The sequence below is a fragment of the Singulisphaera photorubra genome (assembly GCF_045290345.1).
Lineage (GTDB): Bacteria > Planctomycetota > Planctomycetia > Isosphaerales > Isosphaeraceae > Singulisphaera.
This window is the reverse complement of the sequence record NZ_CP155447.1, coordinates 1,421,555-1,446,644: the sequence shown is the minus strand read 5'-3', so window position 1 is coordinate 1,446,644 and position 25,090 is coordinate 1,421,555. Positions and strand designations below refer to the sequence as shown.

The window sequence follows — 25,090 nt, the reverse complement described above, 5'->3', positions numbered from 1 at the left end:
GCATCGGCCCCCAAGGACGACAATCGGGGCGATCTCCGCGACTTCATTCCGGCGATGCGCCCCCTCCTGGCGGCCCCAAATCCCTGGCTACGAATCATGAATCGGAATCATTTTCGCCGTGGTGGATTCACACTGATTGAGCTACTGGTTGTCATTGCAATCATTGCGGTGTTGATTGCCTTGCTGTTGCCCGCCGTGCAGGCGGCTCGGGAGGCGGCCCGGCGGATCCAGTGCGCCAACAACGTCAAGCAATTGGGGCTGGCGTTGCACAACTTCCACACCGTCAACGACGCCCTGCCGACCTCGGAAACCAAGCCGACCCGCTACTGGGGTGCCCAGATCCTGCCGTACATCGAGCAGGCGAACCTGTTCCAGAGCTATAACATGCAGGTGGCCCACACTTCGCGTGACAACAGCACGGCGGCCCAGACTCACATGAACGCGATGCTCTGCCCGAGCACGCCGGACGGCCCCCGGCTCAACCCGAGGTTCGTCACATCGCCGGCCCCGGGTTGGGGGGCGTCGGTCGCCGACTACGCGGCGAGCACCGGCATCTTCTCGTCCATGTGGACGGCGGGCTTCATGCAGAGCTCGCAGCCAGTCAGTGCCGACGGTGTGTTCCAGGGTTCGGTCTTGGATGGTCTACGGAACCTCCGCGAGGTCACCGACGGGACCTCCAACACGATCATGCTGGTCGAATGCGCGGGGCGTCCCCAAATCTGGCGGTCGGGGCGGACGATGGTCCCCGGCTCGGGTGTCGCCGCGGCCAGTAGCGTTCTGGTGAGTGCCTGGGCCGAGGGAAACGTGTTCTCGGTGAGGGGCTTCGATCCGGGCACGAACTGGATCAGCTCGACGAAAAACATGGGACGGTGCCCGATCAACTGCGGGAACATGTACGGAGTCTACGGATTTCATCCCGGCGGGGCCACGGTGGGAATGGCTGATGGGTCGGTGAAGTTCCTCAAGGAAACGATCGCGATGGAGGTCCTCGCCTCGCTGCTGACCAGGCAAGGCGGCGAGATCATCTCCGCGGACAGTTACTGAAAACGAAGTGAGACCGAGAAACTGATGTCGCAACGATGGAATGATCGCAGGGGGGCCGGGTCGGCCCTGGTGGCTTTGCTGGCAATGGCTCTGGGCGCGGGACCCGCTGAGGATTTCTATCCTGTTGGCCATCGCGCGGAGGGATTGCCCGACCCCGCCCGGGGGGTGCGGGCCTACGCGGCCGACCCGGCCAGCCCACTCAACGAGCTGTTCCGCTTGATCTTCGTGGGGGACCGCATCCCCAAGGAAGTGGGGGCTGCGCTGCCCGGGGAACGGGCGGTGGAGGGGACCGACGACACAGCCTTTTTCGACAAGGCCTGGTACTTCCGCAAACGCCCTGGGGTCGAGACCGATCGCGCCACCTTCGGGGGGGACGTCCGCATCTCCCCCGTGGAAGAGTTGACTCCCCAGCAATCCGAGCGACTGATCGCCTTGCTCGGGCTGCTGGAGAACGCCGAGAAGCTCGACGCCTTCCCCGAGCTGCGTCCTGCCGTCGCCCGGTTGATGTTGCAGTGGGACCTCCTCAACGTCTGGTCGCGATTCGAGAAGTCGGGCAAGGTCGGGCCAGAGGTCCTCGTCCCCCTGGCGAAGGCCGTGGCGGCCTGCGGCCAGCCCGCCGACGTTTTGAGCACCCTGCCCGACGGTCTGGCCGACCTTCACGCCCTCTTCCCCGGCGGCAAGCCCAGCGACCGGCACGCCCCCTACTTGCCCGCGAACTTGCTCACCAACGACCCGGCATCGCCTTGGGTCGAAGTGGACCGGAAATCCTCGACTCTCTTCCATGGCGCCTCGACGTTTCGGTCGGCCCGGTTGTTCCTGAACGCCGGCTCGGTCGAGAAGGGCCGCGCCCTGGTCGAGGCGTCGCGAAAGGTCGGCAAGGAGGTTCCCCTGCCCGAGGTCCAGGTCGGCACGGAAGCGGCTCTCGTCCTCGCGATCGTCGGCCTGACGCCTGACCTGGTCCCGGTCGCGACGCCGGTAGTGGACGAGTTACGCGTCCGCACCCTGGCCACCGCGGAAGGGACCGAACCCGGCAAGGACACCAGTTCCCGCGACGGCATCAACTTCTGGACCTACTTCCGCCGCCGGCCCGCCGCCGCGGCCGACCCAGACCACGCGGCCTTCCGCTTCGTCCCCGACTCGGCGCAGTCATTGTTCCTGGAATACGGGACCGCCAAGCGGACGACCTTCGCCGCCCAGTGTGTCCTCTGTCACAGAACCACCAACGCGGGCGGCCAGGCTCCGGCCGGCCTCCGCTCCCTGAGCCGATACGCCAACCCCCGCATCGTCACCCGGCCCGACGCCCGGTTCCGCCAGGCCGAGGCCGAAATTGTTCCGGCCGTCGACAAACTCAAGGCCCGGCTCGGCTCCCCACGAAGCTGACGGCCGGCGTCGCCCTTGAGCGATTGGGGGCGTAAGTCAACGTGAACGCGGCGGATCACCCACTCGATCCGCCGCGAACCACACTGAAGCCGTGCCTTGGCGACCGCAAGAGCGGCCACGCCGCCAAGCGAACGTCGACTTGCTCGGTTCGAACCGCCCCGGCTTGCCCTGTCTCCCATTAAATTTCAACATATCAAATCTCAACAGGCCTATGTTTTTGCCTCCCAATCTGTCCTCGACATGGGGCCGAGGAGTTGACGCGACCCCCTATCATTAGGATTACCGTAAGTCGACCTCGAACGAATCCGCCGCCGGACAACTTACCTGGTCACCACCTCGTCCATGAGCATCGAATCTGAGGAGCCGATCGGCGCTGGCCCCCGCCTCGGCCGTCGCACGACTTTATTGATGGCGATCGGCTGCGGCGTCACGGTCGCCAACATGCACTATGCCCAGCCGCTGCTGCCGCAGATCGCCGGCGATCTGCGCGTCTCGGAGGGAGGGGTCGCCCACATCCCGGCGCTGCCGCAGGTGGGATACGCCCTCGGCCTGCTCCTGATCGCCCCTCTGGGTGACATGGTGGAACGGCGAGGTCTGGTGGTCACGATGCTCGCCGCGGTGATCGTCTCGCTGGTGGGGGTGGCCGTCGCTCCGACGCTCGGACTGCTGGCCGTGGCGAGTTTCTTGCTGGGGGTCACGACGATCACGCCGCAACTGCTGCTCCCGTTCGCCGCCCACCTCGCTCCGCCCGGGGAACGGGGGCGGGTGGTGGGTACGGTGCAGGGCGGCCTGCTGATCGGCGTCCTCCTCTCCCGCACCGTCAGCGGGCTCGTCGGCCATTACCTCGGCTGGCGGGCGATGTACGTGATCGCCGCCGGACTCACGATCGTGCTGCTCGCGGTCTTGCGGAGGGCGTTACCCAAGGACAAGTCGGATCAGGGGCTAACCTATCCCCGGCTGATCGGTTCGCTCTGGGAGATGGTCCGGACGGAGCCTGCGCTTCGGCAGTCCTGCCTGTTTGGCTCAGCGACGTTCGGGGTCTTCCTCGCGTTCTGGTCCACGCTGGCCTTCCACCTCGCCGAGCCTCCGTTTCGCTACGGGAGCGAGATCGTCGGCCTGTTCGGCCTGGTGGGCGTGATCGGAGTCCTGGCCGCGTCGTTGGTCGGCAAGCTCGCGGATCGGGGCAATTCCCGATCCACGGCAGTGGTCGGCCTGATCCTGATGCAGGCCTCGTTCCTCGTACTTTGGATCGGCTCGCAAGGGCTCTGGGGGATCGTGGTCGGGGTCATCCTGCTCGACCTGGGGATGCAGATGACGCATGTCTCGAATCAGGCACGCATCTTTGCCTTGCGCCCCGACGCTCAGAACCGGCTGAACACTCTCTACATGGTCTCGTGCTGCGTCGGTGCCGGGGTCGGCTCGATCCTCGGTGGCTTCGCCTGGTCGCGGTGGGGCTGGGGAGGCGTCTGCGCCGTCTGCGGCCTGCAACTCGCGATCCCACTCCTGGTCTACACCCTGGGCTTGATCGGGCGAACGGCAGTGAATAGCGAATCGGCCCCGGAACGGGTCTTGCCCGAGCCCGGTTGAGGCTCCCGGTCAAGCCTGGCAGTGGCCTTGCTTTATCAGTCACGGCCAGGCGCAGAGGATCTCCCCTCGTTTCGTGAGTCCGGCTTTTCGGCCTCGCCGCAGCCCAACGGACCCCCTGCTTGGTCCAAAGTCAAAATAAAAAGGGGGGGCGGCGCGGACCTCACCCAGCCTCCAATCTCGCGATCATCGCGAGACCAAAAGCTATGTGATGAAAGCCGTTGCGCGGTTTCCGGACGTGTACGGCCCGAAAACCGGGCGTAAAAGTTCGGCCGTTGTCGATTTCGAACGGCGGCGAACGACTAGAGAGTGTTTACAGCCTTCTCAGCGGTTCACCGGCTTGCTTTCGATGCTCTCTGGTGAGAGCCAACACCACCTGGGGTTGTGCCACCCAGAAGAAGAGGATCGACAAAATCCATGCGCATAGATTCAGTATCCACCGTCAATGATGAGGCTCAACAAGGGCCAACAGAGCAAGGCGCGGATCCCATCCGCCCGATGATTGTGTATTGTATTCCCACCTCTGACGAAACGGAGTAAGTCATGAGCCAGGTAAGGGTACTCGTTGGCACGCGCAAGGGCGCGTTCATCTTGACGGCGGACGCCAAGCGCGAGCGGTGGGAGATCAGCGGGCCCCACTTCGCGGGCTGGGAGATCTACCACGTCAAAGGCTCCCCCTTGAATGCGAACCGGCTCTATGTCTCGCAGTCCAGCGGGTGGTTCGGGCAGATGATCCAGCGCTCGGACGACGGCGGCAAGACGTGGGAACCGGTCGGCAACGAGTTCAAATACGACGGCGTCCCCGGCACCCACCAGTGGTACGACGGGACGCAGCATCCTTGGGAATTCAAGCGTGTCTGGCATCTCGAACCGTCGCTGACCGAGCCGGAGACCGTCTACGCCGGTGTCGAGGACGCCGCCCTGTTCCGCTCCGTCGACGGCGCCCGGACGTGGCAGGAACTCCCCGGCTTGCGCGGACATGAGTCGGGGCCCCGCTGGCAACCGGGGGCCGGTGGGATGGGCCTGCACTCGATCATTATCGACCCGAGCAATCCCAGGCGGATCTTCATCGCGATCTCCGCCGCGGGCGTGTTTCGGACCGACGACGGTGGCGAGACCTGGCGACCGGCGAATCGTGGCTTGAAGTCGCAATACATTCCCGACCCGAATGCGGAGGTCGGCCATTGCGTTCACCGGATCGCCATGCACCCGTCGCGACCGAACGTGCTGTTCATGCAGAAACATTGGGACGTCATGCGCAGTGACGACGCCGGCGAGAGCTGGCACGAGATCAGCGGTAACTTGCCGACCGACTTCGGGTTTCCGATCGACGTTCACGCACACGAACCCGACACCGTCTACGTCGTCCCGATCAAGAGCGACGCCGAGCATTACCCGCCCGACGGGAAACTCCGTGTCTACCGCAGCCGGACGGGCGGAAACGAGTGGGAAGCGCTCACGGCCGGCCTGCCGCAAAGCGACTGCTACGTCAACGTCCTGCGCGACGCCATGGCCGTTGACTCGCTCGACCCGTGCGGCATCTACTTCGGCACCACGGGGGGACAGGTCTACGCTTCGGCCAATGCAGGGGATCAATGGGCACCCATCGTCCGGGACCTTCCGGCCGTCCTCTCCGTCGAGGTCCAGACACTGCCATGATCCGCGTGGTGATTCCCGCCCATCTGCGTACGCTAGCATGCGTTCAGGGAGAAGTGGAGCTCCAGGTCGAGGGCCCGGTCACCCAGCGCTCGGTCCTCGACGCGCTCGAAGCCCGCTTCCCCATGCTGCGCGGGACGATCCGCGACCACGTCACCCAACGCCGACGCCCCTTTTTGAGGTTCTTCGCCTGCGAACAGGACCTGTCCCACGAACTGCCGGACTCCCCACTCCCCGACGCCATCGCCACGGGGACCGAGCCGTTCCTGGTGGTGGGCGCCATCGCCGGCGGGTAAGCAGGCGGGCAGGATTTGGCCTTCGCCCGGTGGTCAAGAGACACCGGGTCCCGCCCGCCGACTGGAGACGGTTTCGGCCAGGCAGGCAGATCATCGGCCTTTGGAGCCAGGGTCGGTGACCCCGATCTTTGGGCCTTTGCCCCGGGCATCCCTCAAATATCCAAGGCAAACCGCCGCCTTCTGCTTCGACCAAATTCCGCGGGTCCAGAACCCGTTCGAAACGGACAAGAATCCCCGAGAGATTTCCCCCATTGGGGCGCCCCGCTCACCGGACCCAGGCTGGGCCGGCAGGGAATCGAAGCTCATGCGGTCGAATTCGGGGTCAGTGCGAAATTCGACCGATCACACGACCCGATCGTGTTGGGCGCAAATCGAGCGATCCCAAAACAGCCACAATGGTCATTTCACGGCCAGGCTGATCGCCTTGTGAACTGTACGCCCCGCGATCAAAGCATACGTACAGTAACACGACCCCGGCTTAGCGTGCCTATTTTTTTCTTTATTATCACGATGGCAGCCAACAACTTAAGTCAATTCAACTTAACAAAAAAAGAGTCATCTCTCCTTTGCGGCATAAAATTTGAGTTGCCAACACCTAAGTTCGGAACGGTCGGAGGACAAGAATCACACAGCCACTCAGGGACTAGGTCATGGCGATGCAATTCCGGAAAAAAGCACGTGGCTTGGCCACATTCGTGGCGTTGAATGCACTGATCGGGCTTGGATCACCGAAGGCCGAGGCACAAACCGGATATGTTCAGGGCGGTGGTGGGTACGCTCCCGGCTGGAACGGATATGTGTCCGGCAACGGCTGGACGAGATACAGCCCGAACGTAGTCGCCCCCCCTGCCCCCGCTCAAACGGCTCAGGCGACAGCTCCGGCGGCGGCTTGGCGCGGATACAACCCTGGCGAAGCTTGGCGATCGTATCGCCCGGGAACAGCTCTCCAAGGAAGACCAACCGCCAGCGCTCCAACCAGTTCCCGGACGACCCGCTCCGCCAGTACGTTCAAACCCTCGCACTATCGAGAGTACGGCACGGGCCGCAACATGTTCATGCACAAACCTTGGTTGCCCAACCATCCCTGAATCGATCGCTGGCATTCATTTGACTTCGGGTTGAGGTTGAGCGGGCTCGGCGTCGGGTCCAAGGTCGAACGACTGGACGACCTGACCTTGGCGATCGAAGAGTCCTAGTCCCGGGGTACCATCGGGGCGGATCGCCAGAGCCGCACGGAGGAGGCCGCCGTCGCCAAAGACGTTGACGCCCGCGGCCTCATCCATGCCCAAATCCAGCGAGAGCCGCGGTCGACGCAGCTTGTCGAACAGGCCGATCCCTGGGGTGCCATCGGGGCGGATCGCAACGGCCGCCCGCATCGCGCCGTCCTGACCGTAGAGATTCACTCCAGGCGCGTCATTCAGATCAAGGTCGAGCGAGAGGCGAACCTGTCCCTGCTTATCGAAGAGGGCGAGGCCAGGTGTCCCATCCGGTCGGAGCGCCAAAGTCGCCCGCGCGAGGCCATCCGGATCGCGGAGAATGAACTCTTTGGCCTCGATCGTAGGCCAGCTCTTGGACGCCGCGCCCCCCACGGCCAGAATCGTCACTCCAACCAACGCCAGCAGCCCCCCGCGTCGCCAACGCTGACATTCCCTCCGCGCCCGCGCGTTGGCCTCCTCAAGCCGTTCAAGACGCTCCTCGATCCTCGCCTCGCTCATCGACGATCCCTCCCTGACACAAGGCTTGAAAAGTCTCTGAAGAGGGTGGCTATAGCCAGTTGCGTGCCAAACTGGTGGATCCGGTTCGTTCGTTGCGGTTGATGGTCCGGGAGAAAGACCCACTCGCACGGCCGACAGGCCTTGATTTGAAGTCACAGAGCCAGCCCAACCGACACTTTGGGATTTGACCAGAAGTACCACTTCAGCACGATCCATTCCAAACCTCCCTCTCCAAGGTGCCGAACGAACACAGCCTACAATAGTGGCAAGACCGCCTAAAAAACTCGCATTTATCAATAGCTTCGGCCCGGTCATATTCCGGGTAGCCGTCGCGGCTTGCAAATCGAGACCCAGGAGAGCGTAATTCTTGCTCCGGCGAGCAATTCTGCCCCGATCGGTCCCTCGACGCTCGCAAAGTCGCGGCCACGGCCACGGGCGGGCGCGACGCGGTTACCAGCAAGCCTCGGCCCTCTGTTCGCCGATTGGGATGGCTTCTGCGCCGTAGATGGCGGCGACTTCTCCGCTCGGCAGGACGAAAACCCCTCCGAGTACCAAGTAGTCGATAACCAGCCCGAGATTCAGATGGTGAACTGTCGACGGAATGCCTCCCGCGGTGATTCCGTGACAGGATTCGAGGTGCCAAGGCGCCTCGCATCGTTGATCAGATGTGGGTGACTCGACGATCGTTCCGTCCGTGAGCGGGATCGTCTTGCGGCGATTCCCTCTTCGGTAGATGACCGCGATCATGCCGGCGGGCGAGTGGCGGCGAAGCTCAACGAGCGCAGATGCTTTCAATCTCAATGTCGTGTTATCCATCTCACAAGCTCCCCACGGGACAAGAATTTCTGCCGGGTTTCCCTTGCGTTCGTCCCCTTTGGGATGATCCCGGTTTCCATGCGACAGATAAGGGGGCATTGCCCATCTGGGAGGACTCTCAAGCCGATCCATGCCACTGATGCTCGGCACCCGGAGAGCGAGCAGGCCAAGGGCGATCCGAGTGCCACCCACCCCATCAGAGCATTTTCCCGGTGTGCAATAGAAAAGAGAGATAAGCAATCGATGTGCCGGCTCTTTTTGGATGAGCGTAACCTTTTAGCTGCAAGGCGTTTGCGGAAAATGGAATCGTGGGCCGACTTGGGATGCAGTCGGTCCTGCCATGCAAATTGCACGATCAGTTCTGGCTAGCTGCACGATCAGATCAGATTGAGTAAACAGTCAAGAATCTGTAATTTTCAGAATTGTTCAATTGCTATTGGTTAAACATTTGTGTGATTTGATTGTTGTGGGGCTGGTCGCGAGTTTTTTCAACGATCCGCGAAAGAGCGAAAGAACCGATGATTCTTGCTGTTTCAGCCACAGGTGGTTTGCACTAGCACGGCCGGCCCGGCCGTAATTCCCTCGGGGTCGGCGCGAGTCTGAGAATTGGCCCAGGGCCGAGGGGATACGGCCGGGCCGGCCGTGCTAGTGCGACTGTAAGTGTGCCAGGTCCGAGAGGTGTAAGTCCTCTTCAGGTAGACGCTCTCCGGCCTGTAACAAAGGAAACTGCGTCGCCGCGAGGCGGGGTGGGAAGCAACCGGAGGTGAACGACCAGTCCGCAACGCAAGTGAACTCGATTCGGCCTGCTCGTGCGGTGAGCCTGCTAGCAAAACGCGAAGCCCAAACCGGTGTGAACCGGCTGCCTCCCACGCTGAGGGGTAGCGTGTTAAAGCGATGGGAGGGTCGAGGGGGTGGTTGGAGGCGGAATGGTCGGAAGGCCAGGCACATCAAGCAGTGAGACCTGCGGGGACCAGACGGGCGTTCACGATCCCCGTGATCCGAAGAACCCTCCCCGCAGGAGTCAGAGGAGTCATAGTAGCGTTGAAGCCGGGTAACTCCGGGGGAGCGAAGGACTCCAGGAAGATGGATGCGACATGACCCGACCGACGCAAGACAAACCGACGATAGTGCCACCGGCTCAACAAGTCGGAGAGATCCCCTCGCGCTGGCGCTGGGTCAAAACGTCGGCCTGGAACGTGCGTATGTTGGCGACTCTTGAACAGGGAGTAGAAGGAGGCAAATGGTTTCGACTCTTTGACAAGGTATTCTCGGACCGCAATCTGTGGGCGGCCTTCCAACAAGTCGCCTCGAAGAAAGGTTCCGCCGGGGTCGATCACGTGCCGATCGCCCAGTTCGAGCGAGGGCTCCCCGATACGCTCTGGGAAATCTCGGATCAACTGAAGCAAGGCCGATATCAACCTCAGGCGATTCGTCGCGTCCACATCCCCAAGCCCGGCTCCCATGAGAAGCGTCCGCGACCGCATAGTCCAGGCTGCGATTGTGAATGTGATTGAACCTATCTTCGAACGGGACTTTGCGGATCACAGCTACGGGTTTCGACCCGCTCGCAGTGGCAAAGATGCGTTGCGTCGTGTTGACGGACTCCTCCAGGCGGGTCACGCTTATGTCATGGCTGCTTACATGAAAGGATATTTTGACGCGATTCCCCATGATCGTCTGATGACTCGCCTGAAAGAAAAGATCGCCGACGGTTCCGTCTTGTCGCTGATCGAATCCTTCCTCCAGGCGAACATTCTGGATGGTCTTGAGGAATGGACTCCCACGATGGGCGCGCCTCAAGGCGCGGTTCTGAGCCCGCTGCTCAGTAACATCTATCTCGATCCGCTGGACCATCTGATGGCGCAAGCGGGGTTCGCGATGGTGCGCTACGCCGACGACGTCGTGATCCTGTGCCGGACCGCTGCCGAAGCGACTCGCGCCCTGGAACTGGTGCAGGAATGGGTGTCAGACCATGGCCTCACCTTGCATCCGACGAAGACGAAGGTGGTCGACGCTCGGACCGACGGCTTTGACTTTCTGGGATATCACTTCCAAGGCGGGAGACGCCGTCCTCGGCAGAAGAGCCTCAAGAAGCTTAAAGACACGATCCGGCTCAAGACCAAGCGGACCAATGGGACGTCGATGGCGACGATCATCGGTACGTTGAACCCGATCCTTCGGGGCTGGTTTGCGTATTTCCAGCACAGCCATGTCTGGGTTTTTCCCAAACTGGATCGCTGGATTCGAGGTCGGTTGCGGAGCATTCTGAGAAAACGACACAAAGGTCGCGGCCGGGACCGAGGGATGGATCACCATCGCTGGCCTAACGCCTACTTCGCGAGCCTTGGGCTCTACAATCTCAGTAGTTCGGTAGTTGAGAGTCGAAGGAGTGTCAGGGCGTGACAGACTCAAGCTCCTCCATGAAAATGACTTGTGCAAACCCCGTCACTCACGGAGGGTACGATGCGCAAGTCCACCAGCACCCTGACACCCGCCCAAGTCTATCGCTATGCCGTTCAGACATTCCAGCCCCACCTGAAGCTTTCCAATGCCAAGGGGGTCGTCGCCGAGACCATCCTGACCGTCCTCTTCGCCGCCGCAGCACGGATCAGCTCCCTGTCCGACACCTGTCAGCGACTTCGCGATGTCCCCGACGAACATGTCGTCGCCGAGGCCCTCTACTCCACCTTGCCCGATTACAACCGGCTCCGACGGCGCGTCCAGGCTGCACTGTTGGGCCATCTGCCCAAGGCCCTGCGACGACGGCCCCAAGTCATCGCCATCGACCTGACCTTGCTCCCGTACTATGGCGCCGATCGCAAGACCAACCCCTCGGTCATGCGGAGCCAGGCCAAGAAAGGCACGTGCTCATTCTACGGTTACGCCACTGCCTACGTGGTCCGCAAGGGTTGGCGTTACACCGTGGCGTTGATGGCCGCAACCCGAGAGACGACGATGGCGGAGGTCGTCCGCGAACTGCTCCGGCAGGTCCGTGCCGCCGGGATCTCGGTCCGTTTCACGGTCCTGGATCGCGGGTTCTACAGCGTCGAGGTGATCCGCTATCTCCAGCAGGCGCGGACGCCGTTCTTGATGCCTGTGGTCGGTCGCGGCCGCTCGGTGAAACACCCGCTGGGTCCCAGCGGCTCGAACGTCTTCAAGCAGTGCAAGGTGAGCGGCTGGAGCGAGTACACGCTGACGAATGCGAAGAAGCAGAAGGCCACGGTGCGGATCTGTATCAAGTGCCGGAATCAGTGTGGGGAGCGAGGTAAGCACGGTCGGGAGACATGGGTCTACGCCTACTGGAGGATCGGTCCCAAGCGGTTCGACTGGGTGAAACAGACGTACCGAACCCGCTTCGGAATCGAAACGAGCTACCGTCAGATGAATCAATGCCGAATCCGGACGACCTCGAAGCGCTTCGAGGTTCGGTTCTTGTACGTGGCGATCGGGTACTTGCTGCGAAACCTTTGGGTTTGGCTGCATCATGCGGTCCTGTCGAAACCGCGTCGCGGCGGCGGAGAACTTCACTTGGAGCGGCTGCGATTGAGGACGATGTTGCTGTGGCTCTTGGAGGTGGCCATTGAGATGCATGGCCTTGTGAACACAGCGTCGACTGAAAGGATTCTGCCATGTACTGTTACGTCGTAACTCCCCGAAGACCATCAATCCGAACTACTGAGACCGCAAGGGAACAAACAACCCACCAAGTCATCCCTAACTTATCGCTTCTCCAATCATTGATTTTCTGTCTTCGAAAGAGGCCAGGCCTCGCCTGTAGACGAGAGAAAGGGCTTAGGGCCGTGCGGCGTCGGGGCCTGCCTCGGTGTCGTGAGTACCGGCGGAGGCTCATTCGCGAGTTTCCCAAACCCGACGGAGCACGCCCCTTGCAATGGCTAAAAAACGGCCGCAGATGGCGGTTATTTCATCATTCGCGTGGAGCTCCAGCGACCACCCTAATAGCGTTCAAGTGTTTTCGCGTGAAGCGGTTACGTCACCTCACCCGATCTGGCACAAGTGTTGCTAGCGATCCCAAAACTCAAATCGATAAACGGTGACATTGGAGTTCCCTGAGAATGACGGAAAGACGACACCACCTTGCGAAGCCCGCTTTTACCTTGATCGAATTGCTGGTGGTGATCGCAATTATCGCGGTGCTGATTGCGCTTTTGCTGCCCGCGGTGCAGAGTGCGCGCGAGGCGGCGCGGCGGATCCAATGCATAAATCATCTCAAGCAGTTCGGACTTGGCTTACACAATTATGAGAGCGGCATCGGGGCATTGCCGCCATCCTTCATCATCACGACGACGAGCACGGGCGAGAAGAAGCAGAATGGGTGGAGTGTCCATGGCCGAACCTTGCCGTTCCTCGAGCAAGGGGCGATGTATAACGCGATCAACTTCGATGCGAATTACGAAGATCCGCCCAATACCACCATCTCCAACACGACGCTCTCCATGTTTCTCTGCCCCAGTGAGATTCATCCCGAGCCCAAACCGAGCGCCTATGGGCCGCAAGGGGTCTCCAGCTACGGGTTCGTCATGGGTGATTGGTTCGTCTGGGGAGGGCTTTCCGGGCCCTTCAACCGAAGCGCCTTCGGGCCGAATCGGAGCGTCCGCTTCGCCGATTTTCGCGACGGTCTGAGCCAGACGATCGTGGCGGGCGAGGTCCGGACTTATCAAAATCGCATGAACAACTGCGCTTTGTCACAGATCAGCGATCCCGTCAATATTCCGTCGCCGGACGCCTCGCCTGACGTGGTGGTTCCCGAGTATCTCGGCTCGTGCGCCATCAAGAACGACGGTCATACGGTCTGGGCTGACGGTGGCGTCCTGGAATCGGGCTTGACCACTGCCTGGACCCCCAATCGTCCCATGATGGGCGGGCCGAACCGGACCAGTGACGTGGACATCGTCGGGTCGAGTGAGAAGACCTTGCGTCCTGTCTTTGCGGCCGTCAATGCTCGGAGCTACCATCCTGGGGGAATCAACGCCCTGTTCGGCGACGGAAGCGTGAGGTTCCTCAAAAATACGATCAATGGCGCCGCCTGGCGCGCACTTGGGACGATCGGCGGGGGCGAGGTCGTGTCGGCCGACGCCTATTGAAACATTGAACCGGGGAATGATCTCGCGCAGCGGAGTTGCGGTTTCATCAAGGGTGGGAGAATCGAGTTACCGTGGGAACGCTCATACTCTGTGCGGCTGCCATCATGGCCGCGGCGGATCTGCCCGCCACGTTCATTCTGTCAGGGCACTCAATCTCGGTATCGGCCGTAGCCGTGGCACCGGACGGCAAGACAATCGTGTCCGGGGACGAGGAGGGCTCGCTCCGCGCCTGGGATCTCGCGAGCCGCACCGAACTCTGGAAGATCGAGGGGCACGACGGCCGAATCTACGCCATCGCCTTCTCGCCTGACGGCACCCGACTGGCAACGGCCGGCGGCGATAGACTCGTCCGCCTCTGGACCCCCTCGGGCCAGCCCGCCGAGACCCTCCGAGGGCACGGGCAGAGGGTTTACGCCCTGACCTTCTCGGGCGATGGCAAGACGCTGATCTCCTCGAGCAAGGATGCCTCGATCCGGCTCTGGGATCTCGAGTCGCTGGCCACTCGCGCGACACTCTCAGGCCACGGCGAGGGTGTGAGCGGCGTGGCGCTCTCGGGCGATAGCAAGACGCTGGTCTCTTCCGATCGCAACGGCATCGCCAAAGTCTGGAGCCTGCCCGAGGGGCGACTGGATCGCACCATCGAAACCGGATCGGGCGGGATTTACTCGGTCGCGCTGACCGCCGACGGCCGGACGATGGCCACTGCGAGCAAAGGGGGGGCCGCCTCGCTCTGGGATGTCCTCAATGGCAAGCGCCGACGCGACCTGGCCGGTCTCAAGCCGGCCGATCGGGTGCTCACAGCGAGATTTTCGCCCGACGGCAAGACGTTGGCCACCGCGGGCGACGAGTGCCTGATCCACCTCTGGAACCCGGAGACCGGAACCCTTCTCGCCCGCCTGGACGGCGGCACCGACCGGATCACGGGAGTCGCATTCTCAAACAACGGCAAGTTGCTGGCCGCCGCCTGCGGCGACAAGGCGGTCCGCGTCTGGGTGCTCGCCTCGGTCCTGGCAACGGCCCCTTGATCAGCGCACCGGACTCGAAGCGGCACCGAGACGTTCAAAGGCCTCAGGGGCTTTTTTCCGTGTGCTTCTTGGGTCGTCCTCTCGGGCGGAAGCACGATTCCAGGCCGAGCCGGCTGGCGGTTTCGGCTTGCCACTCCGGAGACCCCAACGGCTGGCCGCGCTGAAGGCTCCGCGCCATCGCCTCTTCTTCGGCAGGGCTGAGGGGCGCATTCACCCGGTCGATCCAGTGGGGAAGGCGCGGGGTCGGCCAGGAGCTCAGCGCCGGCCCGGATCCCCGGGAAGAACCAGAGGCGAAATACCAGAGACTGCTCCACCGCCATTGCTCGGCGCGGAGCACCAACCCGGCCCGGAGGGCGTTGCGCTCGACCGCACGGCAAACGGTCCGAAGATGCCCATCGGCCTGGACCGGGAACGATTTGAATCGGCCCTGGTAAACGTGGCCGGATCCCGCTGAGCGGCGGCGAGCATGCCAACGCTGGGTGTGAGTCAAAGTCAACCAGTTCATGAACCGCGACAGGTCGCCGTCGCCGCGCGGCCAGAGCACGAGTTCAAAGTGGTTGGGCATGAGACAGAAGGCCAGCAGGCGCATGTCCTGACGCGTCACCGCCTCGGCCAGAACGCGTTCGAAAGCCTCGTACTCGTCGGCGTCCTCGAAGAGGGTCAAGCGCCCGTTGCCACGGTTCAGGGCATGATAGATCAGCCCGCCCTCAGCGTTGCGTGGTGGTCGTCCCATGGGCTCAACTTAACAGAAAAAAAGCGAAATGTCAAAACAAGTGCCCGGCACGTTTTCTCCAAACATGTTGAATTTAAAACGATCCACGACAGAGCGAAAGTACCGAGGATTTTCGCGGTTTCCGCACCGGGTTGGTTTGCAGACGCCCGGCCGGAATGCCCTGGACCGAGTGGGATACGGCCGGGCCGGCCGTGTGGGAAGGTTTGGGCGAGCCGACTTCGGAGAGATCGGCGTCGATGGTGGATTGACTCATCGGTCGTCCTCTGCGCGACTTCGTCGCGGATTCCTCTTCTCAAAGAGCATTTCCGAGCGTGAGCTGGGCGCCACCTTCGAGGCCGTACCCTCCCAAGGCTCGTTGGGCCGCTCGGTCGGAATCAATCATCCGACTCTATCGCACAATCTATCATCACTAATTTCCGCATATCCCTTCTTTTTGTTAGTAAAACTGGGTCCCGGAAAGTCCATGGGGGTCTCGAGAAGATCGTCTTCCGAAACAAGGGAGGGCTCCGTATGCTGGAGCCGTCACGAACCTTGGGAGGGAACTCCATCGGAGCAGGAATGCCGAGAGGATGGCCCCCGGAATCATTGGAGCAGACCATGTCGAAAAACGACCAACCGTCGCGCCGGTCGTTCCTGAAGTCAGCCGCCGTGGCTTCGGCCGCTCCGGCCGTGGCCACGACCCGGCTCAGCCAGAACGTCTATGCGCTGAACACGGAGCAGGAGCCAACCGCACCGGCTGGGCCGAACGATCGGATCCGGATCGCCACGATCGGCATGGGCATTATCGGGTTCATCGATACCGACACGGCCCTGAAAGTTCCCGGAGTCGAACTCGTCGCGGCGTCGGACCTCTATGAAGGTCGGCGAGTCCATGCCAAGGAGGTTTACGGCGACAAGGTCGAGACCTACGTGGACTATCGCGAGATCCTCGCCCGGAAGGATGTCGACGCCGTGCTCGTCTGCGTGCCCGACCACTGGCACGCGCAGATTTCGATCGACGCGATGAAAGCCGGCAAGGCCGTTTATTGCGAGAAGCCGATGGTCCGCCTCGTCGAGGAAGGGCCGGAGGTCATCGCCGTCCAGAAGCAGACTGGCGCGGTCTTTCAGGTGGGCAGCCAGTACGCCAGCTCGGTCCTTTACGACAAGGTCAAGGAGCTGATCCAGAAGGGTGCCATCGGCGAGATCAACGCGGTCGAGGCTCGGTACAACCGCAACTCCGACATCGGCGCCTGGCAGTATTCGATCCCGACCGACGCCTCGCCGGAGACGGTGGATTGGGACCGATTCCTGGGAACTGCTCCCAAGCTGCCGTTCGACCCCGTACGCTTCTTCCGCTGGAGAAATTACTGGGATTACGGGACCGCGGTCGCGGGCGACCTGTTCGTCCATCTCCTCACCGGCATTCATCACGCGACGGGTTCCCTCGGGCCGAACCGGATCGCGGGGATGGGAGGCCTCCGTTACTGGAAAGATGGTCGCGACGTCTACGATGTGATCATGGGGCTGCTCGACTACCCGAAAACCGAAGCACACCCGGGCTTCACCCTCTCGCTTCAGACCAACTTCGAGGATGGCGGTGGCGGCGACACCTACTTCCGGTTCGTCGGCAGCGAAGGGGTGATCAACGTCAGCTTCACCTCGCTCACCGTGAGCGGCCCTGGGATCCAGCAGGCGACGGCCGACCAGGTCCTCAAGGGCTACAACTCGGTCCGCACCTTCTCCAACGCCCAGCAGAAGGCGTTCGCCGAGAAATTCCTCGCCGAGCAGGCCGCCAAGAGCAAGCCGAAGCCACATAAGAGCGAGCCCGAGAAGTTCGTGGTCCCCAAGGGGTACGACGAACGATTCGACCATTTCGTCAACTTCTTCAAATCGGTCCGCGACAAGAAGCCGGTCTACGAAGACGCCGTCTTCGGATATCGCGCCGCGGCCCCCGCACTCCTGTGCAATGACAGCTATCGCCAGGGTCGCGTCATCGGTTGGGACCCCGCGCAGCTCAAGGTCCTTTCCTGATCGGCTCGATCTCAGAGCCAATCCCGCTTCGTCGTCAATCCATCAACAGCAACGTGGGGCAGGCCTGGTGCCTGCCCCACGTCTTCGACGGCAAAGCCCCGCGGCACACCGAGCAGAAGATCACTAACAATAAATAATGTTTTCCATTAACAACTCGGTCTATCTCCGTTGCGGTCTCGCCAAGCACTCACAAGCAGAACGGCCGGCACGGCCGTTTCCCCCTCGGCCCCCGACAGTCGTTCGGGCTGGTGCCGACCCTAAAGATGATCCAGGCTCGATGGAACGGCCACCTGTTTCGTGATTCTCGTGCGTCACTCGAAGGCCAGTCGCTGCAAGGAAAATTGAGCGGCGGCACTCGACATCGGCAGCGAAGCGGATGGCCCAAATGACCTGAGAAATCTGGTTTTACGTGCAACCCGAAGCGTGCGACGAAAAAGTCAGGGCCAAGCCGTCTCTTGACTCATGAATCGTTTCCGTATTATTTCTAATGTTGTCCGTCTTGTGGCCCCCGACCTCATCGCATCCCCCCCTGCACGAGTCGACTGACAGGGACGCTGGAGTATGCGACTCCCTTCAAGCGTGACGAAGCCCCTGTTTGTGCTCCTGGTCATGAGGATGATCGCCGCTCCGCTGGCGCTTCCCTCCTCATCCACGTCCCGACCTCATCGCACCTCCCATTTCGTTGTCAGAGTCTGTCTGTGGTCGGCTCAACGAACAGAGCGATGCGCCCCCACGCCGTCCCGTAGCCGCTTCTCCCCCGATCACGATTCCTACCGGATTGCGGGTCATCTCCTCCTCAGCTCCACGCCTCGGTTTGTCTCTGAGATCACCGAGGCCCGTCTTCTCATCACGACGCGACCTTCGCTCCGGGATCCAGGCGCTTTGCTGATCGACGGCCGGCTTCGCTGCTGAGAAGCCTCGTTTCGAACACACAGGATCGGTCTCCCCTCTCCGACCCCACGCATTCCCGCGTCTCCCCCCGCGCGATCCCCGACATCCTCCGTCGGTCCCTCTCGTCTTCAATCGTCCGCTACTGGGAAAATCCCATGAACGGCCTGATCCGAGCCTCGCTTCGGAACCCGTACGCCGTCACGGTCATGTGCCTGACGCTCGTGATGCTGGGCACCGTTTCCGTCTATCAAATCCCGATCGACATCCTTCCTGTGTTCAAGAGCCCGGCGGTCCAGGTTCTCACCTTTTACGGTGGGATGCCGGCCGCCGGCGTCGAAAAGGACATCACCAACCGGATGGAACGCTGGGTTGGCCAGGCCAACGGAACGGCGCGGCAGGAATCGCGATCGATCATCGGGGCGAGTATCGTCCGCAACTTCTTTCAAAGCGACGTCGATCCCAATGGGGCTCTGACGCAGGTGAATTCGCTGGCCCTGGCGGCCGTTCCGAACCTTCCGCCCGGAACTCTCCCCCCGGTCGTCTTGCCCTTCGACCCGACAAGCACGACCCCCGTCTGCATCGTTGCGGTGGATAGTCCCGACCAGTCACAGACCGAATCGATCCTCTACGACGTCGGGCGTTACGAGGTCCGCAACATGATCATGAGCATCAAAGGCGCGGTGGCGCCGGTCGTCTACGGCGGTAAGATCCGCGCGGTGCTCGCCTACCTCGACCGTCAGAAGATGCAGGCGCGCGGGCTCTCCTCGCTCGACGTGATGAACGCCCTCGACCACTACAACGTCTTCCTGCCGACCGGTGATGCCAAGATCGGCGGGACCGACTACGCTCTCGACTCGAACTCGATGTACGACATAGTCAAGGAGATGGGCTCGATTCCCCTCCGCTCCGTGCGAGGGAACACCGCCTTTCTGCGCGACGTGGCAACCGCCACGGATGCCTCCGCGATCCAGACCAACATCGTCCGGGTCAATGGTCGGCGCGAGGTCTATATCCCGATCTTCCGACAGCTTGGGGCCAGCACCCTGGCTGTGGTCGACACGGTCCGTTCCCGGCTCCACGAGTTCACGGAACGGCTGACGCGAAGCGGGGTCGACTTGAAGCTGGTGATGGATCAGTCGGTCTACGTCCGGCAGTCGATTGCCAGTCTGGTTCAGGAAGGCGTCCTCGGAGCAGTCCTTTGCTCGCTGACGATCTGGATCTTCCTGGGGCAGTGGCGGATGACGGCAATCGCCGTCCTGACCCTGCCGATCTCGGTCCTCTCGGCATTGATCTTCCTGAAATTGACTGGCAATACGATCAACATGATGACCTTGGCCGGGCTGACCCTGGCAATCGGCCCGATGATCGACAGCGCCATCATCTGCCTGGAGAACACGCACCGGCACCTTGGCCTGGGGACCAGTCCCGAGGAAGCCGCCTTCCTGGGAGCCAGCGAGGTGGCAATGCCCGAGCTGATCGCGACTCTATGCACGTTCCTCGTTCTCTCGCCGCTGGCGCTGATGCCGGGTTTGGGCGAATTCCTGTTCCGGCCCATGACCCTGGCCGTCGCCTTCGCCATGGGCTCGGCCTATCTCTTGTCGCGTACGCTGGTCCCCGCCTGTAGCGCCGCCTGGCTCAAACCGGAGTGCCACGAGACCGGCGGCGGAACCCCCCGGGGCGGAGTTCTGACCAGGGCGTTTGCCCGAGGGGAAGCGGCCATCGATCGGATGTTCGCCTCGTACGCCCGCGGGCTCGACGTCGTCCTCAGGCACCGAGTGCTGGCGGTGGCCGTCGCCTACACCCTGCTGCTCGTGACCATCCTGACCCTCTGGCCGGCGCTTCGCCGCGAGTTTTTTCCCGAGGTGGACGCGGGTGCGTTCGAGATGAGTGTCCGGGCCCCGAGCGGCACCCGAATCGAGAAAACCGAGGAAAAGATCGCCCAGGTCGAACGATCCCTGAAACGAATCATCGCCAAGCATGATCTGCAACTCCTGATTTCTGAGATCGGCGTGAACGCCGATTGGTCGGCTGCGTACACTCCGAATTCGGGCCCGATGGATGCGATCATCCGGGTCCAGCTCACGGAGCACCGAAGTCGATCCGCGCAGGAGTACGTCCACCTGATTCGTCAGGACCTCAAATCGGACTCGAGATTTCGGAACCTCGAGTTCGCCTTTGATGCCGGTGGCCTGGTCCGAGGAGCGATGAACGAGGGCAAATCAACACCGATCAATGTCCGGGTCACCGGCAAGAATCCGAGCCAGGCCCACGCCGTCGCGCGGCGAATCCAGGACAAGGTGCGTCGGATCAACGGAGTGGTCGACACCCGAATCCTCCAGCGGCTCGACTACCCTGAATACATCATCAACGTGGATCGGGCCAAGGCCGCCGACCTCGGACTGACCCAGATCGACGTGATGAAGAATGTGGTGGCCGCCTTCAATTCCAGCATCCAATTCAATAAGAAGAACTTCTGGATTGATCCGATCGGTGGCAACCAGTACTTCGTCGGAGTTCAGTATCCCGAGAAGGAGATTCAGTCCATCCAGACTCTCCTCAACATTCCCATCACGGGAGCCGGCCAGAAGAAGTCGATCCCCCTGGAGAACCTCATCACCCTGCGTCGCACCACCGTGCCGACGGAAGTGACCCACGCGAACATCCAGCCGACGATCGACCTCTCGATGGGCGTCCACGGTCGTGATCTGGGGCACGTTTCTGACGATGTGGCGCGGGCGATCGACCGGTTGGGACAACGGCAACCGGACGGCCGTTGGATCCCCTACGACCCGGCCAGCAAGGGCAGCCAACTCATGAAAGGGACGAAGGTCAGCTTGAGCGGTGAATACGCTCGCATGCAGGAGACGTTCTCCAGCATGGGCTTCGGCCTGATTGGGGCCTCGCTGCTGGTCTACTTCCTGATGGTTGGGTTAGCCAAGTCGTGGCTCGCTCCGCTGAGTATCATGCTCGCCGTACCGCTCTCGCTGATTGGCGTGTTGCTCATGCTCGACGTCACGGGCACGGCCATCAACGTTCAGTCGCTGCTCGGTTTCATCTTCATCGTCGGGATCAATGTCTCCAACGCCGTCCTGATGACCGATTTCGCCCAGGAACTGCGGCTCAAGGAGGGTCTAACACCGGGACAAGCGATTCGCAAGTCGGCGTCGATCCGAGTCCGCCCGGTCACGATGACGGCACTGGCGGCCTTCTTCGCCATGATGCCGGGCGCATTCGCGTGGGAACGCGGCAGCGAAGCGAACGCACCACTGGCTCGTGCCATCCTGGGAGGGCTGTGCGCTGTCGAACCATCCACACTGTTCGTGCTTCCCTGCCTCTACTCACTCCTGGTCCGCGATCAAAAGCAGGGCAACGACCTCGAAACGAAAATGGAAACGGAGGGAAATGAGCAGACGGACGAGAGATTCCTTGCGGAGAACGACGATCATGGGCTCGGTTCATCGCTCGGCGACATTTAAGAGCGAATATTCGTCAATTTGTTCGATCCGACGGGCCGGATCGGATAGGCGTGCGACGCGGCCGAAAGGGATCGGGCGTTCCGAGCCGAAGCTGTGGTCCTGTTGTCATGCGGAGTTGATCAAACATGTTAACGCATCAAGAGTCAACGCCAAGGTTTCGCTCGCAGCCTCACCGAATTTCTTGGAGTCGGGGCAGGACGATCCTCCTCCTAGCGTTTGTCGTCGTCTCCATCGGCATCGGGGGCACGATGCTCGTCTCGCGAGGGCGCAGGGCGAGCGCATCCTCCACCGGGTCGAACGGCCACCCCGCAATCGGTCTGGATTCTGATGAGGGTGAAGAGGCGGTTCGCGTGCAAGTCGTCCACCCGGAGCGAGGCGGTCTGACACGGACTTCCACCCAGATCGGCTCGGTGCACCCGTTCCAGCAGGCTCACCTCTACGCCAAGGTTTCGGGCTATCTGAAGTGGCAGGGTGTCGACATCGGCAGCCACGTCAAGAAGGGCGAGATCCTCGCGAAGATCGACAATCCGGAGGCGGTCAAGGAAGTCGATCGCGCCGTCGCGGCCCTGAAGCAGGCCCAGACCCAGGTCGCTCAAAGCAAGGCGCGCATCGAGACCGCCCGGGCCGATGTGAAAGCCTCAGAAGCCGCTGTCGCCAAGGCAAAGGCCAGTATTGGCAGCTCCGTCTCCAGGAGAAAGTACCGCGAGAAGGAGCTGGCCCGATACCGCGACCTGCGAGCCCGGCAGGCTGTGCCCCAGCAAATCGTCGACGAATATAAAGATCACTTTGAGACTTCAGTGGCCGAGGAACGGGCCGCCGAGGCCGAGCTGGACTCGACAAAAGCCTTGCTGGCTTCCTCGGTGGCGAAGGTCGATCAAGCCAAGGCCGACCTCGATGAGGCCAAGGCCAACGTGGAGATGATCGACGAGGTTCTGGCCAAAGACAAGGTCATGGTGGCTTACACGACGATCAAATCTCCGTATGACGGGGTCATCACACTGCGAAACTTCTTCGAGGGAGACTTTATTCGATCGGCGGTCGAAGGGAACGAGCGTCCTTTGCTCACCGTCGCCCGCACGGACATGATGCGCGTCGTCACCTACGTCCCCGACCGAGACGTCCCGCTGACCGATCTCGGAGACCCGGCCGTCGTCACGCTCGATGCACTTCCCGGCCATCGATTCGCCGGGAAAGTTTCGCGGTTCTCGAACTCCGAGGAACCCGAGACCAGAACGATGCGAACCGAGATCGATCTTGAGAATCCAAACGGCCTCTTGCGCGAAGGCATGTACGGCATTGCCACCATCATTCTCAATAACAACACCGCTAACCTGACGATTCCCACCGGCTGCCTGACGGGAACGTCCGATCATGACCGATCGTCCGTTTTCGTGTTAAAGGAGGGCAAGGCGCATCAGGTCGAGATCAAGCTGGGCGCCGATAACGGGATCCGAGTCGAAGTCCTCGCCGGTCTCAAACCCGACGACGAAGTCATCGTCGATACGCAATCGATCTCCGACGGCACCCCCATCATCGTGGAGAATTCGACCCAGGTCGCCTCGTGGAAACCGAACTCCGAAGAATAGATTTGCGGGGTTGTCAGGGGCGAGGGAAATACGGCCGGGCTACTGGGTGGAGCTCGCCCTGCCCGATATTGAGAACTTAACGCATTCATAATTCCAAATTACTCAATCTGACTGATTTCGCGTAATCCAACGGAGATGAGATCGACCGTCGATTCAGGAGCAGACCGAGAATCACCTCCCGATTCGTGAGATCGGTGACCGAGGCAAGGTGCGGCGTCTCCTCCTGCCACGCAAGCCTCGCGGCATCACATTCGGCCGATCGGGAACGGATTCCCGGTGGATCACGCCTCTCGCTCGCCTTTGTTGTTGCGGAGGATCGGCATGGTACGCTTGTCATGGCCGGCAAGCGGCCTGTACGATGGGGTGACAGGAACACGTCAGAAGCGCGAGAAGCCCTCGGGCCACGGTCCGGCGGTCAAGAACGCTCAGGGAGAGTGGAACGATGCAAAGCCGTCGGGCGAGTTTGGCCTTGTCATGGTTGACAGCAATTGCGGTGGCCCTGACGACCTTGGGAGTCGCGACGGCCCAGGTCGGAGCTCCCAAAGGCAAGGCGGTCGGGAAAGCGGGGGCCAAAAGCAAGACCAAGCGGCGCGAGCCGGCCAAAAAACTCGCGCCTAACGCCGCCGATCCGATTGAGAAAGGTGACCCCGACGCCCTGGACAAGGCCGCCGCGGGGATGGTCCACTACCGCTTGAAGATCAAAGCGAACGACGAGACTTCGCTCAACCTGGTCTACTATCCCGCCTTTCCCGCACGGCTTGGCACCAACGCTCCCGTGATCATGATGGTTCATGAGAAGGAACGGTCGAGCCGTGACTTCGAGGAGCCGATCGCCGAACTCAAGAAGCAAGGGTTCGCCGAGCACATGCAGAGCCTCGGGTATGCGGTGCTGGCCGTCGACCTCCGCGGCCACGGGGCCAACGTGCGCAAGGCACTGACGCCGCAAGACTGGAGGCTGATGGTCGGCGACCTTCAGGCCGCCTACCAGTTCCTGGTCGATCGCCACAACCGAGGGAAACTGAACCTGGCCAAGCTGGGCGTGATGGGCGTGGGAGAGGGAGCGAACCTGGTCGCCGCCTGGGCGAACACGCCCGGTGGGGGCGTCTCCGGCGAAGGCCGGACCAGCGACCTGGGTGCCATGGTCCTGGTCTCCCCCCTCGCCGACGGTTCCGGTTTCGTCCTGCGGCAGGTCATGAGCGCCCTGGCCCCCAGAATCCCACTCCTGCTCATGGCCGGCGAACGCGACGCCATCTCGGCCGACCCGGTCCGCGCGGTTCGCCCGCTCGTCGAGCGGCCGGTGGGAGGAATGAAGCAGAACCGGGTCGAGTTCTTCGACTCCTCGCTCCACGGCTACAAGCTGCTCTGGCTCGAACCCAAGGTCACCTCGGTGATCCCCAAGTTCTTCGAAACCACGATCAAGCTCAAGGCCACGACGCCCTGGGAACCGCGCTACAACCTGACCCCCGTCCAGTACGAAGACATCCAGCTCGTGCGCTCCGCCAAAGCCAAGGACGCCCCGGCGGAGAAAGAAAAAGAGCAAGAGAAAGCGAAGAACGGCGACCCCGCCGAGAAGGAAAAAGCGAAGGAAGCGCCCGCGCCCGCCAAGAAAGAGGCGTCTTAGTCGTAGCCCTCGTTCCGACTGGTCCGGGATGAAGCCTTTCCCGACGAAGCCAGAAATGCCTGCGGATCGCCCGCGATCCGCGGGAACGCAACCCATGCCGGAACCGCGAGCACTCAGCGCGGTCGTCTCAAGTCCCGCTAAGGATCGGCTTCGGC

The 25,090-nt window shown here is 61.9% G+C and carries 18 protein-coding genes; 15 read left to right on the top strand and 3 right to left on the bottom strand.

The window, feature by feature from the left end; all coding sequences use genetic code 11:
* Window positions 1-96: 96 nt before the first annotated feature.
* From V5E97_RS05485 to V5E97_RS05460, 6 genes are all read left to right on the top strand, one after another.
* A complete protein-coding gene (locus V5E97_RS05485) occupies window positions 97-1,044 on the top strand; it encodes a DUF1559 family PulG-like putative transporter (protein ID WP_406698282.1) in 948 nt (315 codons plus the stop codon).
* A gap of 24 nt (window positions 1,045-1,068) precedes the next feature.
* Window positions 1,069-2,424 carry a hypothetical protein gene (locus V5E97_RS05480; protein WP_406698281.1) on the top strand — a complete coding sequence of 452 codons (1,356 nt, stop codon included), beginning with the start codon at window positions 1,069-1,071 and terminating at the stop codon, window positions 2,422-2,424.
* 342 nt (window positions 2,425-2,766) lie between these two features.
* The gene (locus tag V5E97_RS05475) at window positions 2,767-4,011 is read left to right on the top strand and encodes an MFS transporter (RefSeq protein ID WP_406698280.1); all 1,245 of its coding nucleotides are present in this window, start codon (window positions 2,767-2,769) and stop codon (window positions 4,009-4,011) included.
* A 540-nt stretch (window positions 4,012-4,551) separates the two neighbouring features.
* Window positions 4,552-5,667 (top strand): WD40/YVTN/BNR-like repeat-containing protein, encoded by a 1,116-nt coding sequence (locus tag V5E97_RS05470; protein ID WP_406698279.1) that lies wholly within the window; start codon window positions 4,552-4,554, stop codon window positions 5,665-5,667.
* The gene (locus V5E97_RS05465) at window positions 5,664-5,960 is read left to right on the top strand and encodes a MoaD/ThiS family protein (protein WP_406698278.1); all 297 of its coding nucleotides are present in this window, start codon (window positions 5,664-5,666) and stop codon (window positions 5,958-5,960) included. Before V5E97_RS05470 ends, V5E97_RS05465 begins: the two co-directional genes overlap by 4 nt.
* Before the next feature lie 650 nt (window positions 5,961-6,610).
* Window positions 6,611-7,048, top strand: a complete 438-nt coding sequence (locus V5E97_RS05460) for a hypothetical protein (protein ID WP_406698277.1) — start codon at window positions 6,611-6,613, stop codon at window positions 7,046-7,048.
* A 15-nt stretch (window positions 7,049-7,063) separates the two neighbouring features.
* On the opposite strand, the gene V5E97_RS05455 is transcribed toward V5E97_RS05460, so the two are convergent.
* Together V5E97_RS05455 and V5E97_RS05450 are read right to left on the bottom strand one after the other, a co-directional pair.
* A complete protein-coding gene (locus V5E97_RS05455) occupies window positions 7,064-7,675 on the bottom strand; it encodes a hypothetical protein (protein WP_406698276.1) in 612 nt (203 codons plus the stop codon).
* A 450-nt stretch (window positions 7,676-8,125) separates the two neighbouring features.
* A complete protein-coding gene (locus V5E97_RS05450) occupies window positions 8,126-8,491 on the bottom strand; it encodes a hypothetical protein (RefSeq protein ID WP_406698275.1) in 366 nt (121 codons plus the stop codon).
* 1,094 nt (window positions 8,492-9,585) lie between these two features.
* On the opposite strand from V5E97_RS05450, the gene V5E97_RS05445 reads away from it, so the two are divergent.
* From V5E97_RS05445 to V5E97_RS05425, 5 genes are all read left to right on the top strand, one after another.
* Window positions 9,586-10,005, top strand: a complete 420-nt coding sequence (locus V5E97_RS05445; protein ID WP_406698274.1) for a hypothetical protein — start codon at window positions 9,586-9,588, stop codon at window positions 10,003-10,005.
* Window positions 9,998-10,894, top strand: coding sequence for a reverse transcriptase domain-containing protein (locus V5E97_RS05440; RefSeq protein WP_406698273.1), 897 nt, complete (start codon window positions 9,998-10,000; stop codon window positions 10,892-10,894). Before V5E97_RS05445 ends, V5E97_RS05440 begins: the two co-directional genes overlap by 8 nt.
* 60 nt (window positions 10,895-10,954) lie before the next feature.
* Window positions 10,955-12,139: a transposase gene (locus tag V5E97_RS05435; RefSeq protein WP_406698272.1), complete on the top strand. Its 1,185-nt coding sequence runs from the start codon at window positions 10,955-10,957 to the stop codon at window positions 12,137-12,139.
* A 425-nt stretch (window positions 12,140-12,564) separates the two neighbouring features.
* Window positions 12,565-13,593: a DUF1559 family PulG-like putative transporter gene (locus tag V5E97_RS05430; RefSeq protein ID WP_406698271.1), complete on the top strand. Its 1,029-nt coding sequence runs from the start codon at window positions 12,565-12,567 to the stop codon at window positions 13,591-13,593.
* A gap of 71 nt (window positions 13,594-13,664) precedes the next feature.
* Entirely contained in the window at window positions 13,665-14,618 is a 954-nt protein-coding gene (locus V5E97_RS05425) for a WD40 repeat domain-containing protein (RefSeq protein WP_406698270.1), read from the top strand.
* Window positions 14,619-14,661: 43 nt separating this feature from the next.
* Here V5E97_RS05425 and V5E97_RS05420 read toward each other — a convergent pair whose 3' ends face one another.
* A complete protein-coding gene (locus tag V5E97_RS05420; RefSeq protein ID WP_406698269.1) occupies window positions 14,662-15,351 on the bottom strand; it encodes a transposase in 690 nt (229 codons plus the stop codon).
* A 597-nt stretch (window positions 15,352-15,948) separates the two neighbouring features.
* On the opposite strand from V5E97_RS05420, the gene V5E97_RS05415 reads away from it, so the two are divergent.
* The 4 genes from V5E97_RS05415 to V5E97_RS05400 all read left to right on the top strand — a co-directional run bounded on the left by V5E97_RS05415 (window position 15,949) and on the right by V5E97_RS05400 (window position 24,935).
* Window positions 15,949-17,361, top strand: a complete 1,413-nt coding sequence (locus V5E97_RS05415; RefSeq protein WP_406698268.1) for a Gfo/Idh/MocA family protein — start codon at window positions 15,949-15,951, stop codon at window positions 17,359-17,361.
* Window positions 17,362-18,407: 1,046 nt separating this feature from the next.
* Window positions 18,408-21,728 (top strand): efflux RND transporter permease subunit, encoded by a 3,321-nt coding sequence (locus tag V5E97_RS05410; RefSeq protein WP_406698267.1) that lies wholly within the window; start codon window positions 18,408-18,410, stop codon window positions 21,726-21,728.
* 248 nt (window positions 21,729-21,976) lie between these two features.
* Window positions 21,977-23,314 carry an efflux RND transporter periplasmic adaptor subunit gene (locus tag V5E97_RS05405; RefSeq protein WP_406698266.1) on the top strand — a complete coding sequence of 446 codons (1,338 nt, stop codon included), beginning with the start codon at window positions 21,977-21,979 and terminating at the stop codon, window positions 23,312-23,314.
* A gap of 442 nt (window positions 23,315-23,756) precedes the next feature.
* Entirely contained in the window at window positions 23,757-24,935 is a 1,179-nt protein-coding gene (locus V5E97_RS05400) for an alpha/beta hydrolase (RefSeq protein WP_406698265.1), read from the top strand.
* Window positions 24,936-25,090: the final 155 nt, after the last annotated feature.